At 72.6% G+C, this 12,650-nt stretch carries 12 protein-coding genes and 2 tRNA genes; 10 read left to right on the forward strand and 4 right to left on the reverse strand.

The window, feature by feature from the left end; all coding sequences use genetic code 11:
* Window positions 1-211: 211 nt before the first annotated feature.
* Window positions 212-1,714, forward strand: a complete 1,503-nt coding sequence (locus ABFX46_RS00160) for an RNA polymerase sigma factor (RefSeq protein WP_346039263.1) — start codon at window positions 212-214, stop codon at window positions 1,712-1,714.
* A 248-nt stretch (window positions 1,715-1,962) separates the two neighbouring features.
* Window positions 1,963-3,435: an RNA polymerase sigma factor gene (locus ABFX46_RS00165; protein WP_346039264.1), complete on the forward strand. Its 1,473-nt coding sequence runs from the start codon at window positions 1,963-1,965 to the stop codon at window positions 3,433-3,435.
* A gap of 49 nt (window positions 3,436-3,484) precedes the next feature.
* Here the strand turns inward: ABFX46_RS00165 and ABFX46_RS00170 are convergent, their stop codons facing one another.
* Window positions 3,485-4,570, reverse strand: a complete 1,086-nt coding sequence (locus ABFX46_RS00170) for a phosphotransferase family protein (RefSeq protein WP_346039265.1) — start codon at window positions 4,568-4,570, stop codon at window positions 3,485-3,487.
* A gap of 453 nt (window positions 4,571-5,023) precedes the next feature.
* Between ABFX46_RS00170 and ABFX46_RS00175 the strand changes: the two genes are divergently transcribed.
* Window positions 5,024-5,710: a hypothetical protein gene (locus ABFX46_RS00175; RefSeq protein WP_346039266.1), complete on the forward strand. Its 687-nt coding sequence runs from the start codon at window positions 5,024-5,026 to the stop codon at window positions 5,708-5,710.
* A gap of 44 nt (window positions 5,711-5,754) precedes the next feature.
* Here the strand turns inward: ABFX46_RS00175 and pdxR are convergent, their stop codons facing one another.
* Complete coding sequence (gene pdxR / locus ABFX46_RS00180; protein WP_346039267.1) at window positions 5,755-7,122, reverse strand: MocR-like pyridoxine biosynthesis transcription factor PdxR; 1,368 nt, start codon at window positions 7,120-7,122, stop codon at window positions 5,755-5,757.
* A 69-nt stretch (window positions 7,123-7,191) separates the two neighbouring features.
* On the opposite strand from pdxR, the gene ABFX46_RS00185 reads away from it, so the two are divergent.
* The 7 genes from ABFX46_RS00185 to ABFX46_RS00215 all read left to right on the forward strand — a co-directional run bounded on the left by ABFX46_RS00185 (window position 7,192) and on the right by ABFX46_RS00215 (window position 10,661).
* Window positions 7,192-7,842, forward strand: a complete 651-nt coding sequence (locus tag ABFX46_RS00185; RefSeq protein ID WP_346039268.1) for a pyridoxamine 5'-phosphate oxidase family protein — start codon at window positions 7,192-7,194, stop codon at window positions 7,840-7,842.
* A gap of 52 nt (window positions 7,843-7,894) precedes the next feature.
* Window positions 7,895-8,491, forward strand: a complete 597-nt coding sequence (gene orn / locus ABFX46_RS00190; protein WP_163058926.1) for an oligoribonuclease — start codon at window positions 7,895-7,897, stop codon at window positions 8,489-8,491.
* A gap of 54 nt (window positions 8,492-8,545) precedes the next feature.
* Window positions 8,546-8,621, forward strand: a tRNA-His gene (locus ABFX46_RS00195).
* A gap of 121 nt (window positions 8,622-8,742) precedes the next feature.
* Complete coding sequence (locus ABFX46_RS00200; protein WP_346039269.1) at window positions 8,743-9,309, forward strand: response regulator transcription factor; 567 nt, start codon at window positions 8,743-8,745, stop codon at window positions 9,307-9,309.
* 85 nt (window positions 9,310-9,394) lie between these two features.
* Window positions 9,395-9,467, forward strand: a tRNA-Lys gene (locus ABFX46_RS00205).
* A 686-nt stretch (window positions 9,468-10,153) separates the two neighbouring features.
* A complete protein-coding gene (locus tag ABFX46_RS00210; RefSeq protein ID WP_346039270.1) occupies window positions 10,154-10,318 on the forward strand; it encodes a hypothetical protein in 165 nt (54 codons plus the stop codon).
* Window position 10,319: 1 nt separating this feature from the next.
* Window positions 10,320-10,661, forward strand: a complete 342-nt coding sequence (locus tag ABFX46_RS00215; RefSeq protein ID WP_346039271.1) for a hypothetical protein — start codon at window positions 10,320-10,322, stop codon at window positions 10,659-10,661.
* Window positions 10,662-10,717: 56 nt separating this feature from the next.
* Here the strand turns inward: ABFX46_RS00215 and ABFX46_RS00220 are convergent, their stop codons facing one another.
* Together ABFX46_RS00220 and ABFX46_RS00225 are read right to left on the reverse strand one after the other, a co-directional pair.
* Window positions 10,718-11,386: a response regulator transcription factor gene (locus ABFX46_RS00220; RefSeq protein ID WP_346039272.1), complete on the reverse strand. Its 669-nt coding sequence runs from the start codon at window positions 11,384-11,386 to the stop codon at window positions 10,718-10,720.
* Window positions 11,383-12,543 carry a sensor histidine kinase gene (locus tag ABFX46_RS00225; RefSeq protein WP_346039273.1) on the reverse strand — a complete coding sequence of 387 codons (1,161 nt, stop codon included), beginning with the start codon at window positions 12,541-12,543 and terminating at the stop codon, window positions 11,383-11,385. Before ABFX46_RS00225 ends, ABFX46_RS00220 begins: the two co-directional genes overlap by 4 nt.
* Window positions 12,544-12,650 lie beyond the last annotated feature (107 nt).

Raw genomic sequence — 12,650 nt, forward strand, 5'->3', positions numbered from 1 at the left:
GGTGCCGCGGTGGATCGTCAAACTGGGTGGAGGCCCGACGGGGAGCGGGGCCGTCGGGCCTCCGACCCGCTTTCCCCCCGGCCCGTGACGGGGACACGACCGCCGGGCGCACCCGGCGGCGGGAGAGCACACGCTCCCCCCTTCTCGATCTTCCGGCCCGTCCCCGATGCCGCGGACGCGGAAGCCGAACACTGCCCGCGGGAGGACATCCGTGTCCGGTTGGCCCAGTCTCGACCGCGCCGACGACGAGCGCCTGGCCCGGTCGCTGGCCGCAGGCGATCCGAGCGCCCTCATCCAGGTGATGGATCGCTACGCGGCCCGCCTGTACGACTACTGCCACGCGCTGCTGCGCGACCAGGAGCAGGCGGCCGGGGCGCTCCACGACGCGCTCATCGCCGCCTACGCGCACGTGCCCGTGCTGCGCGAACCCGAGCGGTTCCGCGGCTGGCTGTACGCGCTCGTCCGCAACGAGTGCCGGCGGCGGCTGCGCGACCCCGACCGTCCCGCCGCGCGGCACGAGGCGCCCGAGGTCGAGGACGGCTTCCTGGACGAGGCCGAGCTCGCCCGCCGGCAGGAGACCCGCCGGCTCGTGCACGGCGCCCTGTCGGCGCTGCGCGGGCGCGAGCGCGAGGCGCTCGACCTCATGCTGCGGCACGGCCTGGACACCTTCGAGGTCGGCGGCGTCCTCGGCCTCGGCGCGCAGGAGGCCGCCGACCTGACCGGCGCGGCCAAGGCGCACCTCGACGACGCGCTCGCCGCCGTCAACATCTCCCGCACCGGGCGCGGCGACTGCCCCACCGTCGCCGCGATCGCGGACGAGGGCGGCCGGGCGCTGCCGCCGCAGGTCGTCCGCAAGCTCGTCCAGCACGTCGAGACGTGCCGGACGTGCGGCTCGCGGCGCGGCGGGGCGATGCCCGCGGCGCGGCTGCTCCAGGTGCTGCCGGTCGCGATGATGCCCACCGACCTGCGCGGACACGTGATGGCCACCGCCACCGACGCCGCGCTCGCCTCGGACCTGTCCTACATCGCGCACCGCGCCGAACCCCTGGACGAGTGGGGCTGGCCCTACCCCGACGACGGGTCGCCCGTCCAGGACGCCTCCGGAGGGCGCGGGCACCGCGCGCTCTGGCCGGCGCTCGCCGCCGCCGCGGCCGTCATCGTGATCGTCGCGGGGGCGTTCTACGTGATGTCGGGCGGCTCCCCCACCAGCGGGACGACCGCGCAGGACCCGTCGGGCGGGGCGTCGGCGTCGGTGGTCGACCCGTCCTCGCCGCCCGACTCCGAAGACCCCCTGGACTCCCCGACCCCCACGCTGAGCACCCCGAGCCCCACCCCCAGCTCCACGTCGCCGACCCCGACCCAGACCCCGTCCAAGACGCTCAAGCCGTCCACCCACTCCTCCGCCCCGCGCCCGACCCGCTCCAAGCCGACCACCGGGCATCTCGCGGTGGGGCCGGGTTGCACTGCGTCTCCAGGGCAGCCCTGCACGATCTCGGTGACCGCAGAAGGCGGAGCTGTGAGGAGATGGGGAGTCAGTTCGGCTCCACAGGCTGTGCAAGTCAGCGGGGGTGCCCCGCTGGCCAGCGGCCAGACGGGCAATGCCACGGTCAGCATCTCCGGTGCCTGCGACGAGTCTGGCTCTGGGACGGTCAGCTTCTATCCGAACGGCCAAGCCACCGTCTCATGGACCTGCCCGCCTAACGGCCCTAAGTGACACAGCCGTAATCCTCACGAGGCGACACCCACCACAAGGTGTGATGTAGATCACATTTGTATGACCGGGTGGCTCTCGACTAGGACAGATGGCGACAACGTGTACCGAATCAGTCACTGAAATCCGTCCTTAAGGAGAAATCCCAGCAACTTGGTGGCAAGATCAGGCAACCAGAGTCGGCCGACAGGCGTCGGGGCTCGCCGGGGGCACGATCACAACACCACCGAGATACGACTGGGAGGGTTCCCGTGGCCGGTGAGCCAGGGCCCGGGCGGAACGACGACCAGAGGCTGGCGGACTCGCTGCGAGCCGGGGACGTCATCGCCCTGACCGAGGTCTACGACACGTACGCGCCGTTCCTCTACGACTACTGTCACGGCCTGCTCCGCGACCGGGTGGAGGCGGCCGGCGCGCTGCGCAACGTCGTCATCGCCGCCCGCGAGCACGCGGACCGGCTCACCGAGCCGGACCGGCTGCGCGGCTGGCTCTACGCGATCGCCCGCAAGGAGTGCATGCGGCGCCGCGACAGCCCGAACCGGCACACCGGGCAGGAGGCGCCGGAGGCCGAGGACGAGCTGACCCCCGAGCAGCTCGCCCGCCGCGAGGAGCGGCGGCTGCTCGCGCACAGCGCGCTCGCCGCGCTCAACGGCCGGCAGCGCGAGGCGATCGACCTGTCCGTGCGGCACGAGCTGGACGAGGTCGACGTCTGCGGCGTCTTCGGGATCCCGCTGGAGGAGACGCTCGCGCTGGTCGAGAAGGCCCGCGAGGACCTCGCCGCCTCGCTGCGCGCGGCCCTCATCGCGCAGAACCACTGGAAGAGCTGCCCCAGCGTGGCGGCGCTCACCGAGTCGTGGCCGCTGACCCCGCAGACGTCGGCGTCACTCGTCCGGCATGTCGCGAGCTGCCCGATCTGCCAGGTGCAGGAGACGCCGGAGCTGCCCCCGGACCGGCTGCTGTCCGTCCTGCCGATCGCGGCGATCCCCGCCGAGCTGCGGCTGGACGTGCTGACCGCCGCGACCGCCGAGGACCGCGCGGGCAACCGCCGCGCCATCGCCGCCTGGACCGAGCCGTTCGACGAGTACGGCTGGCCGCTGCCCTACCAGCCCGCCGCCCCGCGCGCCCGCGACCGGGAGCCGCGGCGGCGCGGCCCGGTGCTCGCGGCCGTCGCCGTGACCGTCGGCCTGCTCGTGCTGTTCGTCGGCGGCTGGACGTGGCTGCACAACGGCAGCGGGACGAACGCCTCGTCGAACGGCCCGGCGGTGCCCGGCGACAGCGGCTCGCCGGGCGACTCGGGCGTGCCGGAGCCGTCGCCGACCGAACCGTCCCCCACGGTGTCCTCGCCGTCGCCGACCCAGTCGAAGTCGCCGTCGAAGTCGCCGTCGCCGTCCAAGAGCCCGTCGAAGACCCCGACGACGAAGCCTCCGACGCAGCCGACGACGCTGGCGCCGAGGCCCCCGAAGGCGGGCAGGTTGAGCGTGAGCGGATGCGACATGGAGAGAAGGGACTCCTGCGCGATCAGGATCACCGCCGTCGGCGGCCCGGTGAACTGGCGGGTGACTGGGACGTCCGGGCCCGTCCGCGCCGAAGGTTCCGGCCACCTCGACGCCGGGGAGAGCACCCAGGTTTCGGTGTCACGGGCGGACGGCTTCTGTTTCGGCAAGCAGACCGGGTCCGTGTCGATCTCACCCGGCCAGTCCGCTTCGGTGTCCTACATCTGCTGACCGCTCGATCCGCCGGACGGGACCGTCCGTCCGGCGGAGTGCGGGCGGGCTAGGAGAGGGAGCCGGTGTCCAGGGTCCGGTGGGCGCGGTCCAGGAGGACGGGGACGCCGCCGCCGATCTGCTCGAACCCCTCCCCCACGGTCGCGTTCTGCAGGAAGCGGGCGTGGATGCCCTCCAGGATGACCGCGAGCTTGAAGCACGCGAACGCGACGTAGAAGTCGAGGTCGGCGAGGTCGAAGCCGGTCAGCGCGGCGTACCGCTCGGTGAACTCGCGGCGCGTGTAGAAGCCGGGCGCCGAGGTGATCGTGGCGCCGACGGGGAGTTCTTCGGCGTCGGCGGCCTCGGCCCAGTAGACGAGCGTCAGCCCGAGGTCGGAGAGCGGGTCGCCCAGCGTCGACATCTCCCAGTCGACGACGGCGGCGATCTCGGGGCGCGGCTCCAGCCGGGCGAGCGCGTTGTCGAGCCGGAAGTCGCCGTGGACGAGGCGGGCGGGGGCGTCCGCCGGCATCCGTTCGGCGAGCCGCGCGACGAGGCGGTCGTACTCGGGCAGGTCGCGGGTGGTCCCGGTGGCCCTGATCGCCTCCTGCGAGCTGTCCCACTGCTTGCCCCAGCGCTTGAGCTGGCGCTCCATGTAGCCGTTCGGGCGGCCGAAGTCGGCCAGCCCGACGGCGTCCACGTCCACGGTGTGGATCGCCGCGAGCGCCTCCACGAGCGCGCCGGAGAGGCCGCGCGCCTGCTCGGGGGTCATGTCCGCGGCGTCCTCGCGGGTGCGCAGGACGCGGCCGTCGACGAAGTCCATGAGGTAGAAGCGGGCGCCGATGACGTCCTCGTCGTCGCAGAACGCCAGCGTCGTCGGCACCGGCACGGCCGTCCCGCCGCCGAGCGCGGACAGCACCCGGTACTCGCGGCCCATGTCGTGGGCCGTCGGGAGGACGTGGCCGAGCGGCGGCCTGCGCAGCACGACGCGGCGGCCGCCGTCCAGGGTGATCCCGTACGTCAGGTTCGAACGCCCGCCCGCGATGAGGTCGATCGCGGTGATCCGTCCCGAACCGGGCAGCTCACGGGCCAGCCAGGACGCCAGGCGGGGGACGTCGATGCCGGGGACCCCGGCCGGAAGTTCTGCGTCAACGGTCATGACGCCCTATTAGAACGTGGCTCGGTCCGGGGTGTGAACCCCACCCCCGTACATGGGCCCTCACCTGCGCGCGGACGCTTATACGCGCGATGCGTTGTCGTCCACTTCCGGCCGACTTGCAGGAAGGCTTCACCCGGCCTTCAGCATCCGCACTGACCTGCGGGAACACCGCCGTGCACGGTGCCGGGCCCCGAGGGTCCCCAGATCTCGCGGAGAAAAACCTGATGCCAGGTGGAATCTTTGAACACCCGGGGTACGCCTCTGCGACGACACCCGAGCACGCCGGGCCCCTCCTGGCACGGGTATCGGCAGCCGTCACCCGGCCCATGAGACGGCAGGCTGGACTTATGCGTCCTGCTGGGCTAAGAGAAGAGGACTAGACCATTCGGGACTAGACCGCCCGATTGGGGGGGACGCACCGTGGCAGACGCATGGCTGCCGGGAGCCGGCCGCATGCCGGCACAGCAGGACGGAGGAGCGTTGCGGGGAGGTGCTCCCCGTGCCGTCTGGTGCGCCGGAGAGTACGATCCGCGCGCCGTCTCCGCGCGCTCGGTGGCCGCCGACCTCGTCAAGGAGGACCGGCCGCCGCACCTGGTGTGGCATCCCGGCACCGGCGAGATCGTCCAGATCCTCCCGATCACCCGCGCGGCCCGGCTGCTCGGCGACCGCGTCGGCCGGGAGGGCCGCGTCTGCGCGCAGATCATGGTGGTCGGCCAGTCCCGGACCCCGTTCACCGGATCGCTGCTCCTCGGGCTCGACGCCATCGTCCAGTGGCTGGACGCGTGGGGCGTCGCGCGCCGCTGGCCGGCCGGCCCCCCGCTGCCGTCGCCGCAGTCCTACCACGCGAGCCGCACCCGCAAGGAGTGGGCGCGCGGCGGGCACTACGGCGCGTCGCAGGTGCCGACGCTGGACCGGCCCGACCCCGGCGGCATCGACATCCGGCGCATCACCGGGCCCGACACCCCGGTCGCGCCGATCCCGAAGCCGCGCGCGCCGAGCGCTCCCGGCGGGGCCCGGCTCCTGCCGCGCCCGCGCACCCCCGACCCCGTCCGCCCGCCGCAGCCCGAGCCGCCCGCCCCGGCGCCGCTGCGGCCCGCCTCGGAGCCCGTACCGGTCGGCCAGTCCGCCATGTCCAACTGACGAGACCCGACCGATCAACCCCGTACCCGCCTACGCGGCCGGGCTCAACCGGCGAGGTCCCGGACGACCTCGCAGCCCTTGCGCAGCTCGGTCATGGTCGCCGCGGACCCGTAGCCGATCACCAGCCCGGACGCGCGCCGCGGCCCCATGTGGTGGCGCTCCAGGGTCTCCACCAGGACGCCGCGTTCGCCCGCCTCGACCGAGATGCGCCGCGCCTCGGGCTCCGGGACGTCCACGACCAGATGCAGGCCCGCGGTGTCGCCGCGCAGCCGGAGCCCGTCCAGCGCCCGCACCACGACCTCCCGGCGGCGCGCGTACTCGCCGCGCATCCGGCGGACGTACCGGTCGAGATCACCGCGTTCCAGGAGGAGGCGCAGCGCGTCCTGCGGGACGACGGCGGTGCGGTCGTTCAGCAGTTCCCGGCGCAGCGCCACCGCGCCCACCAGGTCGGGACGCCCCGCGAGCCACCCCACGCCCATGTCCGTGGTGAGGATCTTCGCGGTCGTGCCGAGATAGACGACCACGTCCGGGTCGAGGCCGTACAGGGCGGGCAGGGGTGCCACGTCGAACCGGAACTCGCCGTCATAGTCGTCCTCGGCGATGAGGGCCCCGTTGCGCCGCGCCCACGCCAGCAGGGCCTGCCGGCGCGGGACGGGCAGGACCCCGCCCATCGGGTACTGGTGCGACGGCGTCGTGTAGACGAGGCGCAGGTCGTCGGGAAGTGCCTCGGCGATGATGCCGTGCTCGTCGACAGGGCACGGCACGAGCGTCGCGCCACGTCCGCTCAGGACGGTGCGCGCCTTCCCGTAGCCGGGATCCTCCACCCCTACGCGGTCGCCTGGGCGAAGCGCGGTCGCGGCAAGGAGATCGAGCCCGTTCGTTGCTCCACGTGTCACCAGGAGTCCGTCCAGAGGGACGCTCACACCGCGGCTACGCCTGATATAGCCCGCGAGTGCCTCACGCAGGCCGGGAAGACCGTGCGAGTCCTGGCGTTGCTGCGGGGGCATGCCGGCGGCGAGCCGCCATGCCCTGCGCCATGCGGGCGTGTCCAGGGCACCGATCCAGGCGGTGCCGGGCCTCAGGTCGATCTCGTGTGGGGCCGCCGTCCTCCGCGCTGGTCTCGTCACCGGTTCCTGCGGCCTCGGCACAGGCGCGGCGGCGACGCCTTCGGTCACGTACGTGCCGGACCCGTGCCGCCCTTCGAGCCACCCCTCGGCGTAGAGCTGCTCGTAGGCCTCGGTCACCACCGTCCGGCTGACGCCCAGCAGCTTTCCCAGCGCCCTGCTGGACGGGAGGCGCTCCCCCGCGGCGAGCCGCCCCTCCGCCATCGCGTCCCGCAACTGGCCGACGAGCTGGGCGCTCATCGGCTCCTTGGCGCCCCGGTCGACGGCGAGGGGCAGATCGATCGACAAAGTGGTCTCCGGCTATGCGCGTCAAGTGGCCATACCGACCAGGCCACTTCCCTCCTAGCGTAAACCGGTATGAACGCACTCTCCTCGACCGACCGCACCCGCCTCACCAGGCTCCCCGAGCGTTCCGGAGCCGACCGCTCCGCCCTCTACGCCATCCTCGACGCGGGCCTGATCTGCCACCTCGGCATCATCGTGAACGGCTCACCACGCGTCCTCCCCACCGGATACGGCCGCCTGGACGACACCCTCTACATCCACGGCTCCACCGGTGCGAGCAGCCTCATGGCGGGGCCGTCCCAGGACGTCTGCGTCACCGTGACCCATCTCGACGGGATCGTCCTGGCCCGATCGGTGTTCCACCACTCCGTCAACTACCGAAGCGCCGTCATCTACGGGAGACCCCAATTGGTGACGGAAACCGACGCGAAGCTCACCGCACTACGGGCCATCACCGAGCAACTGGCCCCCGGGCAATGGGACGCCACGCGCGCCCCCACCCGCAAGGAACTCGCCGCAACGGCCGTTCTGGCGATTCCCCTCTCCGAGGCGTCGGTCAAGCTCCGCCAAGGCCCGCCCAGCGACGACGAACCCGACCACGCCCTCGACATCTGGGCCGGTGTCCTGCCCGTCCACCAGGCGTTCGGCCCGCCGCACCCCGACCCGCTGCTCCGCCCCGGCATTCCCGTTCCCGGGCATATCGCCCAGCGCGTGACCTCCTAAATCCATCCGGCCCAACGCCCCGCGCAGTCGTCCATGGCCGTAGGGTGAATGCATGAACGAGCGGCTGGTCTGGATCGACTGCGAGATGACAGGACTCGACCTGCGCAACGACGCGCTCATCGAGATAGCCGCGCTGGTCACCGACAGCGAGTTGAACATCCTCGACGACGGCGTCGACGTCATCATCAAGCCGCCGCCCGAGAGCGTGACGCAGATGACCAAAGTCGTTCGCGACATGCACACCACGTCCGGCCTCCTGGACGCCCTGCCGACCGGCGTCACCCTCGCCGAGGCCGAGGACATCGTGCTCGGCTACATCCGAGGCCACGTGAAGGACGCCAACAAGGCGCCCCTGTGCGGCAACAGCATCGCCACCGACCGCTCCTTCCTGGCCCGCGACATGCCCGCCCTCGACGCCCACCTCCACTACCGCATGGTGGACGTCTCCTCCATCAAAGAGCTGGCCCGCCGCTGGTACCCGCGGGTGTACTTCGCCAGCCCGGAGAAGAAGGGCGGCCACCGCGCCCTCGCCGACATCACCGAGAGCATCCAGGAACTGCGCTACTACCGCGCCGCCGTCTTCGTCCCGCAGCCCGGCCCCGACTCCGACACGGCCCGCTCCATCGCCGCCAAGGTCGCCTCCGGCTGACCCACCCCCGCGAAGCCGCTACACTACTGGGAGCCGGGAGCGATCCCGGCCGCGGTGGGTGTAGCTCAGCTGGCAGAGCACTTGGTTGTGGTCCAAGATGTCGGGGGTTCAAGTCCCCTCACTCACCCCAGTGCGGGGCCCCGGTCGATCGGCCGGGGCCTTCGTCATGTGCGGCGCGGTCCATCGACTCTCGAAGATCGTCCGGTTATGCTCCGTCCCTATACATGTCAACGACACGCCAAGGGCAACGGATGAGTGTCGACGAGACGGCCCCACTGCGCGTCCTCGTGGTGAACGCCGATCCCCGGGTCCGCGCGGACGTGATCTCCCTCCTGGACGCCGGCGACGAACTCCGGGTCGTCGCCGACACCCCCGACCCCCAGACCGCACTCACCCTCGCCGGGCGCCTGCGCCCCGACATCGTCCTGCTCGACGCGCCCTCCGCGGCCCACACGGCGGCCCTCAGCGCCGCCTCCCGCGTCTTCCTCCTCACCGACGACCGGCCCGCCGCCGAGACGGCCCTCCGCGCCGGCGCCTGCGGCCACCTCGTCCCCGGCTCCTTCACCGTCCGCGACCTGATCCGCGGCGTCCGCGACGCCTCCCGCACCACCCTCGGCCTGTCCGCCCGCGAGTCGGAGGTCATGGACCTCATCGCCACCGGCCGCTCCAACGGCGAGATCGCCCGCCAGCTCTTCCTGTCCGAGAAGACCGTGAAGAACCACGTCAACCGCATCTACGCCAAGCTCGGCGTCAGCTCCCGCGCCACCGCCATCGCCCTCTGGCGCGGCATGGTCAGCGTCCTGCCCGCCCGGGACTAAACCGATTCGCACAGGCCCCCGCCCCCTGGTACTGTTCTTCCTGTCGCAAGGGACCCCGGCCCCGGCCGAGGCCCCACACGAACAGGCGCCGTTAGCTCAATTGGCAGAGCAGCGGACTCTTAATCCGCGGGTTCGGGGTTCAAGTCCCTGACGGCGCACTCGGGCACCCCTGTTCGCAAGGCCCCTTTGGGGCCTCTTGCTCCCGGGTGCCTTGTTCTTTTTGGGGGGACGACCCCCCCATGCCCCCCGATTCGGGGGTCACCCCCCAGACCCCCCACTTGCGATCCTTGTTCGCACGGCCTTTTGGCGCCTGCCTTCCATTGGGGACGTCCACCAGGCCCACACTGCTCGCCGCGTGTGAGGTGCTTGGGTCATTCGGAGGTGGGGGCGTTAGGCCCAGGGAGCGGATCCAGATTTTGTCGAGGGTGTCGATGAGCACTTCCGCGTCGTATTCGACGCCCTCGTAGGACCAGGCCATGACCACGCGTTCGACCATCAGGGTCAGGGCGTGCGCGGTGTGGCGCGGGTGACCCTGCTGTGGAAATGGTCGGCGACCTCGTCCCACTGGGCCTTCAGCCGCTCGTCCTCGTCGCGCGCCTGGTAGACCGCCTGGAGGACGTGGGCGTTGCGCCTGAACGCGTTGATGTAGACGCGGTTGACTTCCCGAATGCGGCGGGTCCTGCTGGGTGGTGATGCGGTCGGCCGCGATCCCGGTCAGTTCGGCGGAGATGCCCTTCATCAGCTCGTAGAGCAGGTCGTGCTTGGACCGGTAGTAGGTGTAAAGCGCCCCCGATCCGACCCGCGCCTCGGTGCTGATGTCGGAGAGCCGGGCGTTGTGGGCGGTGTGGCAGACCACGGCGCTCTGCACGAACGGCGTCCTGCGCTCGGCGTCGCCGACGAGGCCGTCGTGCTCCACCACGGCCGGGTGGTGCTCACCGGCCCCGCGGCCGATCTGCGGGAGGACCGGGACCAGGTCCAGCGGGTCTACTTCGGAGACAAGGAACGCTGACATGACCCTCAACGCTCGCCAGCGGGCGGCGCTCACCACGATCTGCGAGACCTTCGCCCCCGGTGACGGCGCGGGCATTCCGTCCGCCGCCGCGCTCGGCGCCGTGGCCATCGCCGAGGGACTCGCCGCCGACCGGGAACGGCTGCTGCTGAAGCTGGGCGATTCGTCCTCAGAACGCAAGCGCGTGCTGTTCCAGGCTCTGCGCAGCATCGCCACCACCTCGTACCTGCTCGCCCCGGGCCCGACCGGGACCTCGCCGGTCTGGGACGCCATCGGGTACCCCGGGGCCGCTGGAATCCGCTCCACGACCGAAGCTCGCGCCGGTGTCAGCGCCGGGGGCTGATCCAGCACGCCGACGCCGGCCAGCGCGCGACCACCGGGACCCCTGTTCTCCGGTGGTCAGCGGAGGAGGCGGCGGGGGGTCACGATGCCGGCTTCGTAGGCGATGATGACCAGTTGGGCCCGGTCGCGGGCGGCCAGTTTCTGCATGATGCGGCTGACGTAGGTCTTCGCGGTCGTGGGGGTGACGAACAGGCGGGCGGCGATCTCGGTGTTGGAGAGGCCGTCGGCGACCAGGGTGAGGACCTCGCGTTCGCGGACGGTCAGCGCGTCCAGGGCGGGGGCGGCGGCCTGGGGGTCCACGCGGCCGGCCAGTTCTGCGATCAGGCGGCGGGTGACGGACGGGGCCACCAGCGCGTCGCCCTGCGCCACCACCCGCACGGCGCGGATCAGCTCGGCCGGGTCGATGTCCTTGAGCAGGAAGCCGCTGGCCCCCGCGCGCAGGGCGCCGTAGATGTACTCGTCCAGCTCGTAGGTGGTCAGGATGATGACCTTCAGGCCGGCGTGCGCGGGGTCGGCGGCCAGGCGGCGGGTGGCCTCGATGCCGTCGAGGTCGGGCATCCGGACGTCCATGAGGACGACGTCGGGACGCAGCGCGCCGCACTGCCGGACGGCGTCGGCGCCGTCGCCCGCCTCCCCCGCGACGGCGATGCCGGGCTGTCCCTCCAGGATCGAGCGGAACCCGACCCGGACGAGGGTCTGGTCGTCGGCCAGCAGGACGCTGATCACGCGTGCTCCCGGAGCGGCAGCCGGGCGAGGACACGGAAGGCGCCATCGCCGCAGGGGCCCGCGTGCAGTTCGCCGCCGAGGGCGGTGGCGCGTTCGCGCATGCCCTGGATGCCGTAGCCGGCGCCGCCGCCCGGTGCGGCGCCGGTGTTCTCGACGCGGATGTGCAGGTCGCCCGCGTCGACGCGGATGCGGACGGTGGCCTCCTCGGTGCGCGCGTGGCGGGCGACGTTGGTCAGCGCCTCCTGGACGATGCGGAACGCGGCCAGGTCGACCTCGGCGGGGACGCGCGGCCCCGCGCCCTCGACGGTCGTGCGGACCCGGAGCCCCGCGCGTCCGGCGGTGTCCACCAGCTCGGGCAGGCGGGCGAGGCCCGGGGCGGGCGCGGTCGAGCCGGCCGCGGTCGGGCCGGCCTCGTCGGCGTGCCGCAGCACGCCGAGCGTGGCGCGCAGTTCGCGGCTCGCGTCCAGCCCCGCGTCCCGGATCACGGTGAGGGCGTCGGCCAGTTCGGCGCGCAGCCCGGGATCGTCGCGGCGGGGGCCGCCGGTGAGCTGGAACAGCGCCGCGCCCGCCCGGACGTTGATCATCGAGATGTTGTGCGCGAGGACGTCGTGCAGCTCGCGGGCGATGCGCATCCGCTCCTCGGTGACGCGCCTGCGGCCGTCGGCCTCCCGGCCGCGCTCGGCCTCGGTGACCCGGTGCTCCACCTCGGCCAGGTAGGCGCGGCGGTTCCAGGTCACCCCGCCGACCGCGAGCACCGCCACCAGCCATCCGGCCACCAGGACGGCGCTCTCCCCCTGCCCCTGCGCCCCGTGCAGGATCACGCCGAGGACGGCGATGACGGCGAGGACGATCGCCGCGGGCAGCCGCCCCTCGGCCGCGGTGGTGTAGAGCGCGACGATGTAGGCGACGAAGACGGGGCCGCCCGACGCGCCGAGCGCGCCCGACAGCGAGGTCAGCAGCAGCGTCAGCACGAGGACGCTCACCGGGTGGCGGCGGCGCAGCGTGAGCGCGGCGCACGCGGCGACGGCGGCGGCCAGCTGGCCGGGGAGCGGCGCGGGCCCGTCGCGGGTGAACGCGGACCCGAGCACGAGGACCAGGGTGGCGGCGCCGATCGCCGCGTCCGGGAGCAGGCCCGCCGGCGGACGGTGGAGCCTCATCCGGAACAATATACATGGCTACTATTTTCGCGTCATGTCTCCCGTGGTCGACATCGCGGTGTCGACCACAGGCCGACGACAGCGCGGGCCCGGCTCGGTGAGGATCC

Origin of the sequence: Actinomadura chokoriensis (assembly GCF_039529475.1) — a bacterium.
In the GTDB taxonomy this organism is placed as follows: Bacteria; Actinomycetota; Actinomycetes; order Streptosporangiales; family Streptosporangiaceae; genus Spirillospora; species Spirillospora bangladeshensis.